Origin of the sequence: Kitasatospora sp. NPDC127035 (assembly GCF_042726075.1) — a bacterium.
Taxonomy (GTDB): Bacteria; Actinomycetota; Actinomycetes; order Streptomycetales; family Streptomycetaceae; genus Kitasatospora.
In genome coordinates this window covers 31,265-48,152 of the sequence record NZ_JBHXDN010000073.1, presented here as the reverse complement: position 1 = coordinate 48,152, position 16,888 = coordinate 31,265, and the positions used below count along the sequence as shown (strand labels likewise).

General features: G+C 72.5%; 19 protein-coding genes. 10 read left to right on the top strand and 9 right to left on the bottom strand.

Annotation, left to right across the window (positions count from 1 at the left end):
• Positions 1 to 236: 236 nt before the first annotated feature.
• Genes galT through galK form a run of 3 tightly spaced genes read left to right on the top strand, consistent with a single transcriptional unit; the run spans position 237 to position 2,604 of the window.
• The gene (gene galT / locus ACFWIC_RS34290) at positions 237 to 1,337 is read left to right on the top strand and encodes a galactose-1-phosphate uridylyltransferase (RefSeq protein WP_380357953.1); all 1,101 of its coding nucleotides are present in this window, start codon (positions 237 to 239) and stop codon (positions 1,335 to 1,337) included.
• Entirely contained in the window at positions 1,334 to 1,468 is a 135-nt protein-coding gene (locus tag ACFWIC_RS34285; RefSeq protein WP_380520807.1) for a hypothetical protein, read from the top strand. The genes galT and ACFWIC_RS34285 overlap by 4 nt, the downstream gene beginning before the upstream one ends.
• Complete coding sequence (galK, locus tag ACFWIC_RS34280; RefSeq protein WP_380520806.1) at positions 1,465 to 2,604, top strand: galactokinase; 1,140 nt, start codon at positions 1,465 to 1,467, stop codon at positions 2,602 to 2,604. Before ACFWIC_RS34285 ends, galK begins: the two co-directional genes overlap by 4 nt.
• Positions 2,605 to 2,716: 112 nt before the next feature.
• Here galK and ACFWIC_RS34275 read toward each other — a convergent pair whose 3' ends face one another.
• The 5 genes from ACFWIC_RS34275 to ACFWIC_RS34255 form a co-directional block, all read right to left on the bottom strand.
• The gene (locus tag ACFWIC_RS34275; protein WP_329877655.1) at positions 2,717 to 3,136 is read right to left on the bottom strand and encodes a hypothetical protein; all 420 of its coding nucleotides are present in this window, start codon (positions 3,134 to 3,136) and stop codon (positions 2,717 to 2,719) included.
• A gap of 208 nt (positions 3,137 to 3,344) precedes the next feature.
• Positions 3,345 to 4,085 (bottom strand): alpha/beta hydrolase, encoded by a 741-nt coding sequence (locus tag ACFWIC_RS34270; protein ID WP_329877653.1) that lies wholly within the window; start codon positions 4,083 to 4,085, stop codon positions 3,345 to 3,347.
• A 209-nt stretch (positions 4,086 to 4,294) separates the two neighbouring features.
• On the bottom strand, positions 4,295 to 4,774 hold the full coding sequence (locus ACFWIC_RS34265; protein WP_380520805.1) for an NUDIX hydrolase: 480 nt from the start codon (positions 4,772 to 4,774) through the stop codon (positions 4,295 to 4,297).
• A 2-nt stretch (positions 4,775 to 4,776) separates the two neighbouring features.
• Positions 4,777 to 5,217, bottom strand: a complete 441-nt coding sequence (locus ACFWIC_RS34260) for an NUDIX domain-containing protein (RefSeq protein WP_380520804.1) — start codon at positions 5,215 to 5,217, stop codon at positions 4,777 to 4,779.
• Entirely contained in the window at positions 5,214 to 5,996 is a 783-nt protein-coding gene (locus ACFWIC_RS34255; RefSeq protein WP_380520809.1) for a DegT/DnrJ/EryC1/StrS family aminotransferase, read from the bottom strand. Before ACFWIC_RS34255 ends, ACFWIC_RS34260 begins: the two co-directional genes overlap by 4 nt.
• 98 nt (positions 5,997 to 6,094) lie before the next feature.
• On the opposite strand from ACFWIC_RS34255, the gene ACFWIC_RS34250 reads away from it, so the two are divergent.
• Positions 6,095 to 6,469 carry a hypothetical protein gene (locus ACFWIC_RS34250; protein ID WP_380520803.1) on the top strand — a complete coding sequence of 125 codons (375 nt, stop codon included), beginning with the start codon at positions 6,095 to 6,097 and terminating at the stop codon, positions 6,467 to 6,469.
• 156 nt (positions 6,470 to 6,625) lie between these two features.
• On the opposite strand, the gene ACFWIC_RS34245 is transcribed toward ACFWIC_RS34250, so the two are convergent.
• Positions 6,626 to 7,579 carry a LysR family transcriptional regulator gene (locus ACFWIC_RS34245; protein ID WP_380520808.1) on the bottom strand — a complete coding sequence of 318 codons (954 nt, stop codon included), beginning with the start codon at positions 7,577 to 7,579 and terminating at the stop codon, positions 6,626 to 6,628.
• A gap of 103 nt (positions 7,580 to 7,682) precedes the next feature.
• On the opposite strand from ACFWIC_RS34245, the gene ACFWIC_RS34240 reads away from it, so the two are divergent.
• From ACFWIC_RS34240 to ACFWIC_RS34220, 5 genes are all read left to right on the top strand, one after another.
• Positions 7,683 to 8,576, top strand: a complete 894-nt coding sequence (locus ACFWIC_RS34240) for an NAD(P)H-binding protein (protein WP_355402722.1) — start codon at positions 7,683 to 7,685, stop codon at positions 8,574 to 8,576.
• A 45-nt stretch (positions 8,577 to 8,621) separates the two neighbouring features.
• Positions 8,622 to 8,987, top strand: coding sequence for a darcynin family protein (locus tag ACFWIC_RS34235; protein ID WP_380520802.1), 366 nt, complete (start codon positions 8,622 to 8,624; stop codon positions 8,985 to 8,987).
• Positions 8,988 to 9,212: 225 nt separating this feature from the next.
• Positions 9,213 to 10,418, top strand: coding sequence for a hypothetical protein (locus tag ACFWIC_RS34230; RefSeq protein WP_380520801.1), 1,206 nt, complete (start codon positions 9,213 to 9,215; stop codon positions 10,416 to 10,418).
• Positions 10,419 to 10,508: 90 nt separating this feature from the next.
• Positions 10,509 to 11,714, top strand: a complete 1,206-nt coding sequence (locus ACFWIC_RS34225; protein ID WP_380520800.1) for a hypothetical protein — start codon at positions 10,509 to 10,511, stop codon at positions 11,712 to 11,714.
• A 171-nt stretch (positions 11,715 to 11,885) separates the two neighbouring features.
• On the top strand, positions 11,886 to 13,181 hold the full coding sequence (locus ACFWIC_RS34220; RefSeq protein ID WP_380520799.1) for an MFS transporter: 1,296 nt from the start codon (positions 11,886 to 11,888) through the stop codon (positions 13,179 to 13,181).
• Positions 13,182 to 13,390: 209 nt separating this feature from the next.
• Here ACFWIC_RS34220 and ACFWIC_RS34215 read toward each other — a convergent pair whose 3' ends face one another.
• On the bottom strand, positions 13,391 to 14,203 hold the full coding sequence (locus tag ACFWIC_RS34215) for an arginase family protein (protein WP_380520798.1): 813 nt from the start codon (positions 14,201 to 14,203) through the stop codon (positions 13,391 to 13,393).
• A 331-nt stretch (positions 14,204 to 14,534) separates the two neighbouring features.
• Between ACFWIC_RS34215 and ACFWIC_RS34210 the strand changes: the two genes are divergently transcribed.
• The gene (locus tag ACFWIC_RS34210) at positions 14,535 to 15,125 is read left to right on the top strand and encodes an NPCBM/NEW2 domain-containing protein (protein WP_380520797.1); all 591 of its coding nucleotides are present in this window, start codon (positions 14,535 to 14,537) and stop codon (positions 15,123 to 15,125) included.
• 69 nt (positions 15,126 to 15,194) lie between these two features.
• Here the strand turns inward: ACFWIC_RS34210 and ACFWIC_RS34205 are convergent, their stop codons facing one another.
• Positions 15,195 to 16,220, bottom strand: a complete 1,026-nt coding sequence (locus tag ACFWIC_RS34205; RefSeq protein ID WP_329877635.1) for a YihY/virulence factor BrkB family protein — start codon at positions 16,218 to 16,220, stop codon at positions 15,195 to 15,197.
• A gap of 66 nt (positions 16,221 to 16,286) precedes the next feature.
• Positions 16,287 to 16,760 carry an SRPBCC family protein gene (locus tag ACFWIC_RS34200; protein WP_329877633.1) on the bottom strand — a complete coding sequence of 158 codons (474 nt, stop codon included), beginning with the start codon at positions 16,758 to 16,760 and terminating at the stop codon, positions 16,287 to 16,289.
• Between the last annotated feature and the right edge of the window lie 128 nt (positions 16,761 to 16,888).

Genomic DNA, 16,888 nt, shown 5'->3' with positions numbered 1-16,888 from the left:
TGTGGTGGTTTGGTTGTTGTTTATATGAGCCTTCGGTGGGGGGGGTCGTCGCCCTCCTTCGTCGCCCCGGGCGGCGGCTGCCGCCGCCCGGCCGTCCGGCGGGGGTCTCCGCCCCGCCGTGCTCACCCACCATTTCACGACATCTAATTGTTGACTTCTGTTCTTTTGTGTTCGAATATGAACCCGAGGCTTGCTCAGTACGGGTAGCCGAGACAGGCCCGGCAGGGAAGGAAGCCATGATCAAGACCTCGGACAAGCTCGCGGACGGCCGCGAACTCCTCTACTTCGACCAGGACGACGCCACTCCCCGAGCCCGCTCGGTCGACCTGCGTCCCTTGGAGCCGGCGGCGAGCCTGTCCGAGATCCGCAGGGACCCGCTCACCGGGGACTGGGTGACCATCGCCGCGCACCGGCAGGCCCGCACCTACCGTCCGCCCGCGGACGAGTGCCCGCTCTGCCCCTCCCACGACGGCCGGCTCAGCGAGGTTCCCGCCTCGGACTACCAGGTCGTCGTGTTCGAGAACCGCTTCCCCGCCCTGGCCACCGGTGCCGACCCCGAGCACCTCGGCCACCCGGTGGCCAAGGCGGAGCCGGGCGCCGGGCGCTGCGAAGTGGTGTGCTTCACCGCCGACCACGGATCGTCGTTCGCCGACCTGACCGAGCCCCAGGTCCGCCTCGTCCTCGACGCGTGGACGGACCGGACCGCGGAACTGTCCCTGCTCCCCGACGTCAGGCACGTGTACATCTTCGAGAACCGCGGCGCCGAGATCGGCGTCACCCTCGCCCACCCGCACGGACAGGTCTACGCCTTCCCGTTCGTCCCGCCGCGCACCGCCCGCATGATCGAGCAGGCCGACTGGCACCGCGTCACCACCGGCCGCAACCTCTTCGAGGACGTGCTGGCGGCCGAACGCGCCGATCCGGTACGCGTGGTGCTGGCCGGTGAGTACTGGACGGCGTTCGTTCCGTTCGCCGCCCGCTGGCCCTACGAGGTGCACCTCTATCCGAACCGGCGGGTCGCCGACCTGACACACCTGAACGAGGCGGAGCGCGCCGAGTTCCCCGGCCTCTACCTGGAACTGCTGCGCCGCTTCGACCGCCTGTTCGTCGAGGCCGAGAGCGGCGGACGGACCGCGCCGACGCCGTACATCGCGGCCTGGCACCAGGCGCCGACCGTCGGTGCCCCCGAACTGGCCCTGCATCTGGAGCTGTTCACGATCCGCCGCACGGCCGGCAAGCTCAAGTACCTCGCCGGTGTGGAATCGGGGATGGACGCGTTCGTCAACGACGTGTCGCCGGAGGCGGCCGCGCAGCGTCTGCGGGAGGTCTCGTCATGAGCAGGTACCTCGTCACGGGTGGCGCCGGCCATGCCGGCCGGACCCCGCGCCGCCCGAACCCGGACGACGTCGTCGCCGACGCCCGGGCCTTCACCCCGACGCGGAACACCGAGAGGCAGCAAGCCCGATGAGCCCGGTACGCACCCCCGACAGCGCGACGGCCCCCGCCCGGACCGGGGTCTGGGCCGCCCCCGGCCGGGTCAACCTGATCGGCGAGCACACGGACTACAACGACGGGTTCGTCCTGCCGATCGCGCTGCCCCAGGCGGCCCGCGCCACCGTCCGCCCCCGCGCCGACCGAACTCTTCGCCTCTACAGCGAGCAGGGCGACGGCCGGACCGTCGAACTGGACATCGACGCCCTCTCCCCCGGCGGCGTGGACGGCTGGGCCCGTTACCCGGCCGCCGTCGTCTGGGCGCTCCGCGAGGCCGGATGCGCGATCGGCGGGGCCGACGTACACATCGACAGCGACGTGCCGACCGGCGCCGGCCTCTCCTCCTCGGCAGCGATCGAATGCGTCGTGGCAGCCGCGTACAACGACCTTCACGATCTCGGGCTGACCAGGAAGGAACTGGCCCGGATCGCCCAACGCGCGGAGAACGCCTTCGTCGGCGTCCCCTGCGGGATCATGGACCAGATGGCCTCGGTGTGCGCCCGGCAGGGCGAGGCGCTGTTCCTCGACACGCGCGACCTGTCCGCCCGTCACGTCCCGGTCGACCTGGAGGGCGCCGGTCTGCGGCTCCTGGTCATCGACACCCAGGTCAAACACGACCTCGCCGACGGCGAGTACGCGAAGCTGCGGGCCGGCTGCGAGCGGGCCTCCGCCCTGCTCGGCCTCCCCGCCCTTCGCGACCTCACCCCGGACAGGCTGCCGGCGGCGCTTGACCGCCTGCCGGCCGAACTACGCCCGCTCGTACGCCACGTGGTGAGCGAGAACGCGCGCGTCGAACAGGCCGCCGCCCTCCTCCACGAGGGCTACCTCCACGCACTCGGCCCGATCCTGACCAGCGGACACGCCTCGCTGCGCGACGACTTCGGCGTCTCCTGCCCGGAGACCGACCTCGCCGTCGAGGCCGCCGTCGACGCCGGCGCGCTGGGCGCCCGGATGACCGGCGGCGGCTTCGGCGGCTCGGTGATAGCGCTCGTCGCGGCCGACCGGGTACCCACCGTCACCACCGCGGTCGAAACCGCCTTCCGACAGGCCGCCTACACCGCTCCCCGCGCCTTCACGGCCGTCCCTTCCTCCGGCGCCCGCCGCATCGTCTGAGCCTCCCCGGAGGGCTGCCCCCGGCGGCGACGGCCGGCCGGTCCCCGAGCGCCGCGCAGGCTGCCCCGGCACGGCAGGACGTCGAACGGCGCGACCGCGTCCGGGCGGGCGCTCAGACGTGGGGCGTGAGGGGCCCTCCGGCCGTCCGCGACCCGCCCAGCGGAGCGAGAGTGCCGGCGGCGGCCGCCAGGACCTCGGCGAGCAGAGCCGCGGTGCGACTCGCCTCGTACAGCTGGTCCCGGGCATCGCGGGCGGCCCGGATGACGTCGAACGCCGCGTCGCCCACCGGTTCGGTGGCGGGCGCGATCCGGCCCGAGGCCTGCTCGCTGCTGAGGAAGGCCTCGACCTGGTCCAGCAGCTCCGGCAGGCGCGCGGCGATTCCGGCGAGCGCAGCGACGGTCTCGGCCGCCTCGGCGGTGTGCAGCAGGCCCGGACGGCCACCCTGGGGAGCCGTACCGGCGGCACGCAGAAGATCGGCGGCCTCGGTGGCGAGGCGTACGACGGAAAGGTTCGGAGGGACGGGCTGACTCATGGGTGGTCCTCCTCGACGGGCCGGTGGTGAGGGACCGTCACCGACGCTCCCTGGCACCGTCTTCCCCTTCGTCTCTGCGCCACACCACCCGAATTCTCGCCGGCCGGACGGCGGTCCGCGGAGGGCGGTCCACGGAGGGAGGGCGGCCCACTGACGGGGCTCGGCCGCGCGAAGCGGCGACGGGTGCGGCGCGGCAGCCCTTCGTTCCTCAGAGCGCCGCCAACTCCTCCAGCACCACGGCGGTCCCGGCGGGCCGGGAGAACATCGGCCAGTGGCCGGTGGGCAGTTCGCGCAGCTCCCACTCGGGGCCGGCGAGCGGGGCGAAGTACGGCTCCCCGGAGGCGATCATCGCGCGGATCTGCTCCAGCGGGAACGAGCAGGAGACGAGCGCCTTCGGCAGGGCCTGTCCGCCGCCCGTGAGCCGCAGCGGTTCGGTGAAGACCCTGACCGGCACATCGGTGGCGCGCGCCCGGATGTCGTCGAGGGTCTCCCGGTCCAGGCCGTCCAGGCTTGCGCCGCTCGCCGCCAGTTCGTCCCAGGGAGGCATCGGGTGCCGCCAGCCGCCGACCAGGGACGCTTCGGCGCGGGCCCGGTAGGCGGGTTCCCAGAGGTCGCGCAGGGCGGCGCCGTCCGGGAGCGGCCCGCTGTCGAGGTAGACGACCCGCCGGATCCGCCCGGGCAGGCGGTCGGCCGCGCCGGTGGCCGGGGCGCCGCCGCCGCTGTGCGCGACCAGGACGACCTCCCGGAGGTCCTCGCGGACCATCAGACCGGTCAGATCGGCGATGTGCGTCTCCAGCCCGACCTCCGGTCCGGCCTCGCCCGCGCGCTCGGCCAGGCCGGTCAGACTCACCGGGTGAACGGTGTGCCCGGCGGCGCGCAGCGGCGCGGCGACCGCGTCCCAGGCCCAGGCACCGAGCCAGAAGCCGGGCACGAGTACGAACGTGCTCATGGCGTCCTCATGGAATGTCGCCCCACCTTCCCGTGAGGGTCGAAGCTGATCATCCGCAGGGCCGGCGCGCCCGGTGGGGGCGCCGCCGACGCCAGGGTAGCGGGCGCGGGTGCCGCGAAGGCCGTCCGACAGGCCCGCAGATTCCACCATCCGCACCGGCTCGGAGAGTTCGTTCTGACCGGTCGTCAACCTCTGGCCGTCCGAAGCCCTCACGCCGGGTCGCCCGGCGGCCCCGCGCCGCTCCGGGCCGTAAGCGCCAGCCGCCGGATAACGAGAGCGCGGAGGTCAGGCCGTGTCGACCGGACACGGTCAGCCGTGGACCAGGCGAAGCGATCGTGTTCTGTCTGGTTGATCCGGACCGGCCAGTGACCGGGCGGTTCCTCGGCGGCGAAGAAGAACCCCCTGCTGGCGGGCAGCAGGGGGTTCTCACGGGCTGGGTAGTCCAGGTGGCCGATGTACAGCGCGCTGGCGATGGCCAGCCCGGCCTCCTCCTGGACCTCACGTGCGAGAGCTTCGGCGAGGGCTTCGCCGGCCTCGACGCCGCCGCCGGGTGGTTCCCAACGGCCGGCCCAGGAGTCCGACGCCGTACGTCGGAGCATCAGGAGCCAGCCGTGGCGGACGATGAGTGCACCCAGGCAGAAGGCGTTGTATCCGTCTCCGCGGGTCTGGTCAATGCGCTCACGGTGCACGATCAGCGGGTGACGAGTTCCCGTACGGCCTCGCTGACGGCTGGGATCTCGTCGGGCCCGGCCCACTCGTGCGCGTCGTGCTCGGTGAGGGTGACCGGGCCGGTGCGGGTGACGGTGACCTCGAAGGTCAGCTGCCGGGTGCGGGCGCCGCTGCCGGAGGTGTAGTCGAAGTGCCCGAGGTACTTCTCGACCGCGTCGATCCGCAGGCCGGTCTCCTCGTCGACCTCCCGCAGCAGGGCCTGCTCGATGCCCTCGTCCTTCTCGACCTTGCCCGACGGCAGCTCCCACAGGCCGGCCATGAACTCGCCGACCGGGCGCCGCAGGAACAGCATGCGGTCGCCGTCGGCGATCACGGCGGCCACGACGAATCGTTCCACCCCGTCCGTCTCGGCGGCGGCGCGGATCGTGTCCTCGAACGTGGGGTCGTCGAAGGGAGAGTTCACAGCAGCTCCTTGTGGTGGTCGCTCACCTTGATGGCCGCGCGGATGTACTGCTCGGCCAGCGGACGATCCTGTTCACGATGCCAGACCGGGAGCTTGATCGTGTGCGCGTGGGTGTGCTCGGCGACCGGGAAGTCCCCTGCTTGGTAGCGGCGGTGGGCGTGCGGGTGGCCGGGGAACAGCATGGCCGGGCTCTGGTACAGCGGTAGCTGGTTCACGGGGCAGGTGGAGCCCGGCCGGTCGAACTCGACCGCGCCCTCGGCGACCAGGGCCTGGTGGAACCGCTCGACGCTGAGGCCGCCGAGCTCCTGGGGCCGGTAGGTGATCGTCAAGCCGTACCAGGACGGGATCACTCCTTCGGGCATCGGGATGACCTCCAGCCCGGGGATCCGGGCGAACTCCTCGGTCAGGTAGCGGGCGATCTCCGCCCGTCCGGCGAGGTAGCCGTCGAGGCGGCCGAGCTGATCGAGTGCGATGGCGGCGGCCAGCGGGTGGATCCGGAGCTTGAGGCCGGACCCGGTGACCGCGTACTTCGCGAGCGGGTGCTTGGCCGGGATCTCGGACTTGGCTCGCTTGTTGTAGTGGCCGAACGTCAGGAGTCGGTAGTAGGTGTCGTCGTCGTCCGTGAGGACGAACCCGCCCTCGCCGCCGGACAGCGGCTTGGGGCCGTTGAGCGAGAACGCGCCGGCCAGGCCGAAGGTGCCGATCTTCTTGCCGCCGTGGGAGGCGCCGTGGGCGTGGGATCCGTCCTCCAGCAGGAGGAGGTTGTGCGTCTTGGCGATGGCCTGGATGGCGAGATGGGAGCTACGGGCTGAGCACGTTCATCTGTACTTGGCTGAGCACCTTTGCTGAGTACGCGGACAGCACCAGACACGAACGGTTGATCACAAGGATTGGACACGACTCTGCGCACGGACGTCGACGACAACTGACGCGGACTCGAACGAAACCCCAGCTCAACGCCGCACAAGGGGACACGCAGTCGCGGAACGTACACATCCGCGAACTCGCCGACCAGGGCCTCACCGTCACCCTCATCACCCACCGGCTCGCCGCCACCGCCGACGCCGACCTCATCTACGTCCTGCACGAGGGCCGGCTCACCGAGCAGGGCAGCCACGCCGAGCTGATGGCGGACCCCGACGGCCGGTACCGGGCCTCCTACCTCCTTCAGGCCGCCCAGTACGCCACCGCCGTCCCCCACCGACGCAGCGGCGCCCACGATCAGGACGAGCCGGCCCCGGATCCGGCCTGACCGTCACCGGGGGCGTCCGACGGGGAGCGGCCGCACGATGCCGGGCGCGACGTCGGCGGGTCCTGCGACCAGCGGGCGCGCCGGCCTCCGACAGCCGTGCCGGGGCGGCCCCCTGAACAGCCGCCGGGACAGCTGCCGGGACAGCCGGCTCCTGTTTCACGCGGTCGGGCTCCCGGGCGGACGGAGGGTCCGGCGGATGGCGTTGCGGAGCCAGTGGTGGGCCCTGTCGGCTGCATGGCGGGGGTGCCAGGCCATGCCGACGATCACGGGCGGCAGCGTCAGGGGGAGGTCCAGGAGGTGCAGTCCGAGGGCGACGGCGTCGCCGGTGAGGGGTGAGGGGGCCGCGCCGGGGAGTGCGGCAGGGACGAGGCAGACGATGTCGCTGCGGGCGGCGAGGATCATGGCGGCCAGGTGGCTGGGGAGGACGATGCCGACCCGCCGGTGAAGGTTCTGCTCGGCCAGGGCGGTGTCGAGGGGGCCGGTGAACCGGCCGCGGCGGCTGACCGCGACGTGGTGGGCGGCGGCGAGCCGGGCCGGGGTCAGGGGTCCTTCGGTCAGCGGATGGCCGGGCCGGACGGCCGCCACCATGCGGAGGCTGACCAGCTCCTCGACCCTGGTCTCGGGGTCCACGTGGTCGATGGACCCGACCTCCAGGTCGATCCGGCCGTCGCGCAGGGCCGGGCCGGCCTCCAACTCCTCGGCCCGGAGTTGGAACGAGACCCCCGGCGCCTCCTGCTCGGCCAGGCGCAGCAGTCCGGGGGCCAGGGCCGCGCCGACGAGGTCGGCGGTCTGGAGGGTGAAGGTGCCGCGCAGGGTGGCGGGGTCGACGCCGGCATCGGGGCTGAGCAGGGCTCCGAGGCGCTGCACGACGGCGGCGGCCTCGTCGCGCAGGGCCAGGGCGCGGGGGGTGGGGACCATGCGCTGCCCGGCCCGGACCAGCAGCGGATCCTGCAAGGTGCGGCGCAGGCGGGCGAGCGTGCGACTCATGGCGGCGGGCGAGGTGTGCAGGCGGGCGGCGGCCCGGGTGACGCTCTGCTCGGCCAGCAGGGCGTCCAACGCGATGGCGAGGTTGGCGTCGAGGGCCGAATCCGGGCTGTTCACCAGCGTTATTCCGTTTCCGTCAATGATTCCGTGCCGACGTTCCCATTGTGGCAGCACCGGGGTCCTCAGCAGGATGAGGGGCGTACCGACCAGCCCGACCTGCGAGGTTTTCATGATCGTCATCACTGCTCCCACCGGGAACATCGGCCGTCACCTGCTCTCCCGGCTCCTGGAGTCCGCCCCCGCCGCAGGCGAGGAACTGCGCGTGATCGTGCGCGACCCCGCCCGGCTTCCGGACGCGGCGCGCGGACGCGTCGAGGTGGTCGTCGGCTCGCACGGGGACGCCGAGGTCGTCGACCGGGCCTTCGACGGTGCGGACGCGGTCTTCTGGCTCGTCCCCCCGGTCGCCGCCCCGTCTCCTCAGGTCGCCTACAGCGGCTTCAGCGGGCCGGCCGTGAAGGCGCTCGCGGCGCACGGCGTCGGCCATGTCGTCGGAGTCTCCGCGCTCGGCCGCGGCACCCCGCTCGCCGACCGGGCCGGCCTCGTCACCGCTTCCCTCGCCCTGGACGACCTCATCGCCGACAGTGGCGTCGCCTACCGGGCCCTGGCCAACCCGTCCTTCTTCGAGAACCTCCTGGAGGAGGCCGACTCGATCCGCGAGAAGGGCTGCTTCACCGACTCCGTCGACGCCGACCGCAGGGCGCCGCTCGTCGCCACCGCCGACATCGCGGCCGCGGCCGAAGGCCTGCTGCTGGACCGCTCGTGGACCGGCACCGGCAGCGTCCCGGTCCTCGGGCCGCAGGACCTCTCCCCCAACGACCTGGCCCGCATCATGACCGAACAGTTCGGCCGCCCCGTCCGCTACGAACGCCAGTCGCTCGACGCGCTGTACGCCACCCTCGTCGGCTACGGCCTCGACGACGCGTTCGTCCAAGGCATCGTCGACATGAAGCGCGCCAAGGACCAGGGCCTGGACGCCGGCGTCGCCCGCACCCCGCAGACCGCCTCGCCCACCGGCTTCGAGCAGTGGTGCGCCCGGACGCTCAAGCCGGCCGTCCTCTCCTGAAGCCCCCACCGCACCGATGCCACCTGCCGCTCTGGAGACACCCTGATGCCCGCTGAGAAGACCGCATCGCCGGTCACCGCGTTCATGCTCGTCAAGACCACGCCCGAGTGGCTCGCCCTGACCGTCCAGCAACGCGTCGAGACCTTCACCACCGAGGTCCTGCCCGTGATCGAGACCAGGACGACCGGCGTCCGGTCACGCTTCTACGACACCGAGTTCTACTCCGCGCGCGTCACCGACGTCTGGGTGTGGGAGGCCGACGACCACCACGCGTACCAGCTCCTCATCGACGCGCTGCGCGAAACCCCGTTCTGGGACCGCTACTTCGAGGTCGTCGACCTCCTCGTCGGCACCGAGAACGGCTACGCCCGCACCTACGGCCTCGACCCCGTCGCCACCATCACCACCTGACACACCGCCCACCACCCGCCGCGCGCGTCTGTCCCTGTGCCCTCCGGCCCCACCCGGCCGGAGGGCACAGGAACAGGAGGGCACAGGAACCGGAGGAGCCGGAGCCGTCGGCCGTCCCGCAGGGCCCGGCGGGAACGGTTGTCCCGCGAAGGCCGGGGCCGGTGATCCGGCGGTCGGTCCGATGCGGGGTGATGATGGAAGGGAGTAGACGCGAGGAGGCCTGCGATGGTCAGGTTCACTCCGAACGACCCGACCGGGATCGCCGTCAACGCGGGCGGGACAGGCCCGGCCGACTTCACGGTCAACCCGTCCGGAACAGCCGTCGGGTTGGAGATCTGGCACCGGACGGTCCGCTTCGACCCGGCGGCGCCGCCGCCTCCCCCGTTCGTCCTCGGCCCCGTCTGGGACCCGCCCCACCCCACGCGCGCCCTGCACGCGGACGTCCCCGTCGGCGGCCTCTACCAGGCCCGCCTCTTCGAGAAGGGCAGGGGCAGCGCCGCGCTGGCGGAGAAGCCGCCGCCGGAGCTGCTGGTCGGCAGGGTCGACACCCCCTGCGCGGGCCCGAAGACGCGCCTCAAGTTCCTCACCGCGTGTATCGAGAGACCTCAGACCCTCCTCACGCCGGGCGGCACGTTCGTGACGGCCGCCTTCGCGACGAGCGCCCCGGTCATGGCCCGGGTCCAGATCTCCGACAGCCCGCCCCAGGTGGCGCCGCTGACCGGGCATCCCTTCTTTGGCAACCAGGAGGTGATCGCCACCGCGACCTCCGACCGGCCCGCGCTGATGCACGAGTTCTCGCTGATCGACGACCTGCGCTCGCCGCTCACCTCGTCCCACGTCGGGCTGCGACCCGGCACCGAGCTCTTCTTCCTGATCGTGGTGTGGGACGCGGCGGGCTTCTTCGACTTCGTCTGGAACACGACCGGCGAGGCCCCCGTGACACCACCGGAGAAGATCAAGGTCAAGAACCGGATCGTCGAGGCCAGGGTGACCGCCGTCCACTGCTACGAGGACAGCGACAGGCACAGCTTCGGCGAGGCGGACTTCACCTTCGGCCTCACCGGCGGGGCGAGCACGGTGACACAGACCTTCACCTGGGATCCCATGGCCCTGAGGTCCGACATGACTCCCCTCCCCGCCTGGGCCACCGCCCTCCAGTTGGTCGCACCGTTCACGGACGACAGGGTGGTCGTCTGGGTCGACGCCACGGAGGACGACTCGGGCAGCTTCCCGTCGGACTCCGACGACGGTGCGAGCACCGCCGGCCGGCTCGGCGGCGGCGCGGGGCGCGGAACCCCGCTGAGCTTCCCCGCGGGCGAGGGCCGCGAACAGGTGACCGACCAGCCGCTGGTGCTCCACAGCGTTCCGACCACGGACGGCGAGCTGCTGAGCTTCTCGACCACCGTCGTCTACTCCGTCACCTACGCCTGAATCCGGGCCGGACCGGACCGGACCGCGCCGTTCCCGGGCCGTCAAACCGCCGAACCGCCGAACCGCCGATACCGAACAAGCGAGGACACCATGGTCAGATTGATTCCGGACCGCACGGCGGCCATCGCCCTCGCCGGCGGCGCGGTCTTCCACCTCGACGCGAGCGACTCGATCGGCGGGCAGGCCAAACTGGAGCTCTGGGAACGGACGCTCCCCTTCACCCCGGCCGGGGTACCGGCGACGGCCCCGTTACCGCCTTTCACCCTGCGCCCCGGCCCGGTCTCCGAGAGCCCCACCAGCCCGACCGTCCAGCTCGTTCCCCTCGGGGGGATCTACCAGCTGCGCCTGTTCAACCGAGGGCACGGCAGCGCCGAACTCGCGGAGAACCCGCAGCCGAGGCGGCTCACCCTCGGCGCCCTGGACTTCCCCTCCATCGGACGCGGTCACGCCACCTTCCTGACCGGATGCGGCGACAAGCCCCGGGTCATGGTGACCCCGGGCGGGACGTTCGTCTCGATGGCGTTCGTCACCCAGAGCCGGACCATGGCCCGTGTCCAGCTCCTGGGCAGCACGCCCCAGACCGAGAGCTTCGGCCACCCGGTCTTCCTCGCGCCGGACGTGATCGCCGACGCCGTCTCCCCCCGGCCCGCGATCGTGCACCGGGTCTCCGTGGTGGACCGGATCTCTGCGGCGACCCCGGGCCACATCCCCCTGCGGACCAACCAGGAACTGTGGTTCACGATCCTGGCCTGGAACGAAGCGGGCGACTACGACATCGTCTGGAACACCACCGGCCTCGCCCCCGCCACGCCCCCGGAGGTTGTCAGGACCAAACAGCGCGTCGTACGCGCCCGACTGGCCCGGCTCCACTGCCACGAGGACAGCGACAAGATCGGCAGCGGATCCGGCGAGTTCACCTTCGGGATCACCGGCGGCTCCGCGACGGCGATGTCGCCTCCGGTCTCGTGGAAGCCGATGACCACAGGCGACATGCTCGAAGTCCCGGCCGGGCCGGACCTCACGATCTCGCCGCCGGACGCCGCCACGACGGTCCGCGTCTGGGTCGACGGCACCGAGGACGACTCGGGCAGCGTCCCCCAGGACGACGACGACCGGGCGAGCACCGCCGACTACCTCGGCGGCGGCCCCGGCCGGGGGACGTCGCTCCCGTTCCCGGCAGGCCAGGGGAAGGAACTGGTCACCGACGACGTGCTCACGCTCGCCAGCGCCCCGGTCACGCTCGGCGACAGGTTCGAGTTCTCGGCCGACGTCGTCTACAGCGTCGACTACGTCTGACCCACGGGACGGCCGCGGGAAGCCGGCGGGGCGACGTCCGTCGAACGCCGGCCCCTCGGCGATTCGTTGGCGACCCGTCAGACACGACAGCTCCGCGCTGCGGGCGATCACGGCCGCGGCCTCACGGACCGTCCGGAGGGGGCCGACGGGGGCGCTGTTAGCCTGTTCGACATGATCATGAAGAGTGTCGGGGTGAAGATATCCGGCGCGCCGGCGCAAACCGGTCCGCAGCGCGCCCTCATCGCGGCAAGCTTCGTCAGCCGGGTGGGCAACGGGCTGTTCAACACCGCCGCGGTGCTCTACTTCACGCTGGTGGTGCACCTGCCCGCCGCGCAGGTCGGTCTCGGCCTCACGATCGCCGGGCTGGTCGGGCTGCTCGCCGGGATCCCGGCCGGGAACCTGGCCGACCGGTACGGGCCGCGCACGGTCTGGCTGGCGGCCCTCGCGATGCAGGCCGTGACGATGGCCTCGTTCGTCCTCATCCACAGCTGGCTCACGTTCACGCTCATCGCCACCCTGGACCGGCTGGCGGCCACGGGGGGCGGCGCCGCAGGTGGTGCGCTCATCGCCCGTGCCGGCGGTGAACGACCGGCCGCCTTCAGGGCGAAGCTCCGCACGTTCGTCAATCTCGGCGTGGTCCTGGGCACCCTCGGTGCCGCCTTCGCGGTCTCGGTCAACAGCCGCTCGGCGTACACCGCGCTCATCCTCGCCAACGCCGCCAGCTTCGCCTGTGCCGGCCTGATCGCCCTGATCGGCGTCCCCGACTACCAGCCCCTGCCGCGGCCGAAGGAGCACCACCGCTGGGCCGTCCTGTCCGACCGGCCGTACGTGTGCTTCACCGCGCTCTACGGCGCCATGGGCCTGCAGTACCAGACCGTCTCCCTGCTCCTGCCGATCTGGCTCTCCGCCCACACCGATGCGCCCCGGTGGACCGTGGCGGCCGTCTACGCGGTCAACAGCGGGGTGTGCGTGCTGCTCCAGAGCAGGATCGGCTCGCGGGTGGAGACACCGCGCCAGGGCGGCCGGGCGTTCCGCGTCGCCGGGCTGCTCTTCCTGGTCAGCTGCCCCTTGATGGCCCTGACCGCGGACGTTCCGACCTGGATCGCGCCGGCGCTCGCCGTCCTCGCCGTCTGCGTGCACAGCCTCGGAGAGGTGTGGGAGTCCTCGGGCGGCTTCGCCCTCGGTTTCGGCCTCGCCCCCGACCACGCCCAAGGGCAGTACCAGGGCTTCTTCGGCCTCGGTTTCAACGCCGGGCAGGCCCTGGCTCCGGTGGTCCTGACGACGGCGGTCCTCGGACTCGGGCACGCGGGCTGGCTGCTCCTCGGCGTGTTCTTCGCGGCCCTCGGCGCGGCGGGCCCGCCGGTGGCGGCCTGGGCGGAGCGCACCCGCCGCCCGATCCACGACACGACCGGCACGGCACCTGCCCGGCCCGACGAAACCCCGCTTCCCGACACCGTCCAGGGCTGATGCCGGGGTCCGGGCGCTCCCGGCGGCAGTGCGACGGTCCCGGACGGTCGTGCGGTCACGGCGACCAAGGAGAGTGGAACGGACCTACGTCACGAACTGACGGAGGGTCCGGTCCAACCGCCCTGTGCTGATTCTCGAACGCCGCCGCAGCCGCTCCGGGTACGGACCGGGCTCGCCGACCGGCACGTCCGGTCCGACGAACCCTCCGTTCAGCGGCGGAGTTCGGCGAGGAGGGGCTCGATCGCGGCGACGAGGTCGTCGGCCGTCGCGGAGCCGTTCCCCTCGAACTCGGCGATCTCGGCGCCGACGGGCGCACTCACGGCAAGGACCTTCGCGCAGGCGTGGAGGTCGTCGAGGCTGAGGCCGCCCGGGACGGTGTAGTCGGTCGTGAAAAGCCCCGGCTCCATGACGTCGCAGTCGACGTGCAGGTAGGCGGGGCGGCCCCGGAGGACGTCCGCGAGGCGCTCGTCGAGCCCGCAGCCCGGGGGCACGAGGGCCACGCGGCCGGCGGTGACGTGCCGGATCTCGGCAGGGTCGAGGTCGCGGGCGCCGACCAGGACGGCCTGCTGTTCGGGGAGCCCGCCGCCGAGACCGGAGTCCCACCAGCCCAGCGGACCGGCGAGGGCCAGGCCGCCGAGGTATCCGGTGGTGGTGTCGGCGGGGACGTTGATGTCCCCGTGGGCGTCGAACCACACCACGACCGCGTCGGGGCGGTGACGGAGCACGACCGGTTGGGAGGCCAGGGCGACGGCGCACCGGGTGATGACGCTGATCGGCGCCTGTCCGGCGGTCATGACCTGGTCGATGCGCTCAGCCATACGCTGCAGGGTGGGAAACGCACGGCGCAGCTCCCGGTCCCAGCTGGCCGGCTGCGCCGGCTCCGGGGAGCCGACGACGACCGGGGAGATGCCGAGCCGACGGGTGAACGCCTGGCCGAGCAGGGTGACGGCGCTCATCGCGCGGTCGTTGTGGTCCCCCGCGGGGCCGCGGTAGACGGTGAGGGAGGAGGGGTGCGGGTTCATGTCCTCAGCGTGGCAGCGGTCCCGGCGGAGAGGAATGCCGAGATCCTCTACGGGTGTCCATACCTGGTATGGCGATCTCGCGGCAGTCGGGCCCGGCACCGCGTCGTCGTCAGGCGGGGCGTTCGTTCCAGGCTTCGGTGATCTTCCGCGCCTGCGAAGCGAGCGCTTCGCGCAGGGCGTCGGCGGAGTCGGAGACGGTGGAGCGGAGCACGGCCACGCTGATCCGCCGGGCCAGGGGCGGGCCGTCGACGGACCGGATGACGATGTCGAGCTCGGACTCGTGGCCGGTGAGGGCGAGCCGTGGGATGAGCGCGACCGCACCGTCCTGACCGTGACGTGGGAGGTCACCGCGCCGACCGGCGCCGCTCCGGGCACGGGCGGGTCCCTGGCCGTCACCGCGGGCGCCCGCTCCACCGGCGGTCCGCTGGCCTTCTCCGCGACCGGACGGACACCTCTCCTCCCGGCCCCGCCGACCGCGAACGCCTACCTCAGCGACCTCCCCTGGGTGTCGGCCACCAACGGCTGGGGCCCGGTCGAACGCGACACCTCCAACGGCCGCAAGGAGGCCGGCGACGGCACGCCGATCACCTTCGCCGGCACGACGTACACCAAGGGCCTGGGCGTCCACGCGCCGTCCGAGATCGTCTACCACCTCGGCGCCCGGGGGAACCGGTTCACGGCGCTCGTCGGCATCGACGACTTCTCCACCCGGCAGTCCGCGCTCGGTGCGACGAAGGCGTCGGTCCACGGCGACGGCAGGGTGCTCTTCACCACCGGGAAGCTCACGGGCGCCTCCGGCCCGGTCGAGGTCGACGTCGACGTCCGGGGCGTGCGTCTGCTGCGGCTGGTCGTCGAGGACGCCAACGGCAACATGGCCTTCGACCACACCTCCTGGGCCCGGGCCCGGGTGACCGTGCTCTGACCCCTCTCCGACCCTTCTCCGGGCTCTCCGGGCCTTCTCCGGGCCGGGCCGCGGCGGCGGCCCGGCCGGCTAGGTCTTCTCGTCGTCGGGCCAGGTGCGGGTGTCGCGGGGCCGCACGTACGGCTCCTCCTTCTCGGGCAGGCCGCCCTCGATGGCGCGTTCCCGGGAGAGCTCGGCGTCGAACTCCAGGCCGAGGAGGATGGCGAGGTTGGAGATCCACAGCCAGACCAGGAAGACGATCACACCGGCCAGCGTGCCGTAGGTCTTGTTGTAGGAGGAGAAGTTCGCGACGTACAGGGCGAACCCGGCGGAGGCCGCCATCCAGAGGACGACCGCGAGCACGCTGCCCGGGGACACCCATCGGAAGCCCCGGTCCCGCACGTTGGGCGCGGCCCAGTACAGCACCGCGATCATCAGCACGACGAGGACCAGCAGGACCGGCCACTTGGCGACCGACCACACCGTCAGCGCGGTACCGCCCAGGCCGAGTGCGCGGCCCACCCGGTCCGCGAGCGGGCCGGTGAACACGACGATCACCGCGCTCGCCGCCAGCAGCACCATCAGCAGGAGCGTCAGGCCCAGGCGCAGCGGTGTGGTCTTCCACACCGGGCGGCCCTCACGGATGTCGTAGACGGCGTTCGAGGAGCGGATGAAGGCGGCCACGTAGCCGGACGCCGACCACAGGGCGCCCGCCAGGCCCACGACCAGCAGGACCGAGCTGACGCCGCCGCCGGAGTTCCGGAGCTGGTCGACGGCGTCGCGCAGGATGTCGCGGGCGGCGCCGGGTGCCAGGTTCTGCAGGTTGTCCAGCACGGCACCGGTCGCGGACTGCCCGATGACGCCGAGCACCGAGACGAGGACGAGAAGGGCCGGGAAGATCGCCAGGACGCCGTAGTACGTGAGGGCCGCAGCGCGGTCGGGCAGCTCGTCCTCCAGGAACTCCTTGCCGGTGCGGCGCAGTGCGGCCCACCACGAGCGCCGGGAGAGGTCGCCGGGCGAGTCCGGGGCCGCTTCCGTGACCCGTCGGCTCGGGCCCGGCCCGGCGTCGTTCTCCCGGCCGTCGGGCCCGTGTGCGTGTCTGAACCGAGGTGCCATGACGGGCGTCTGTCCGCACCGGCCGCGGTCAATCCCCTCGGTGTGAGCCCGACCTGCGGAACGCGGTCACCCGCCGGGCCGGCCGGCACCGGTTCCGGTGGCCTGCCGGTGTTCCTCGACCGCCACCCGGGCGAGGTTGCCGAGCAGCCTGCGGTTGCGCAGGTGCAGCACGAATTCGCTCGGTGGTCCCTCGAAGCGCGAGCCGGGGCCGGTCAGGGGGTGCTCGTCGAGGAGGACCAGCGTGTTGGCACCCCAGGGGATGAGGGTGAACGCGATGCGGGCGGTGCCGAACGGTGCGGCCTTCGCCTCCAGCTCCAGGCGGGTGCCGGGCTCGCAGATCCGGACCGTGCAGCTGTCGTCGATGGTGAGCGGGCCGAGACCGGCCCGGTAGCGCAGGGCCGCGCCCACCGCCGGCCAGCCGGGGTCGACGTGCTCGATGTCCTGCGTCCCGACCACCCACTCGGCGTAGCTGTGGCCGTCGGCCAGGACGCCCCAGACTGCTTCGGGCGGGCATGCGATGAACTGCTGGCGCCGTGCCATGCGACTCCTCCTCGGTGCTTGCCGTGTTGCCGTGTTGCCGTATCGCCGGGCTGTCGGGTTGCCGTATCGCCCGGCTGTCGGGTTGTCCGTTCGGCGCGTCGTCGGGCCCGGTCCGCCCGGTCCGCGCG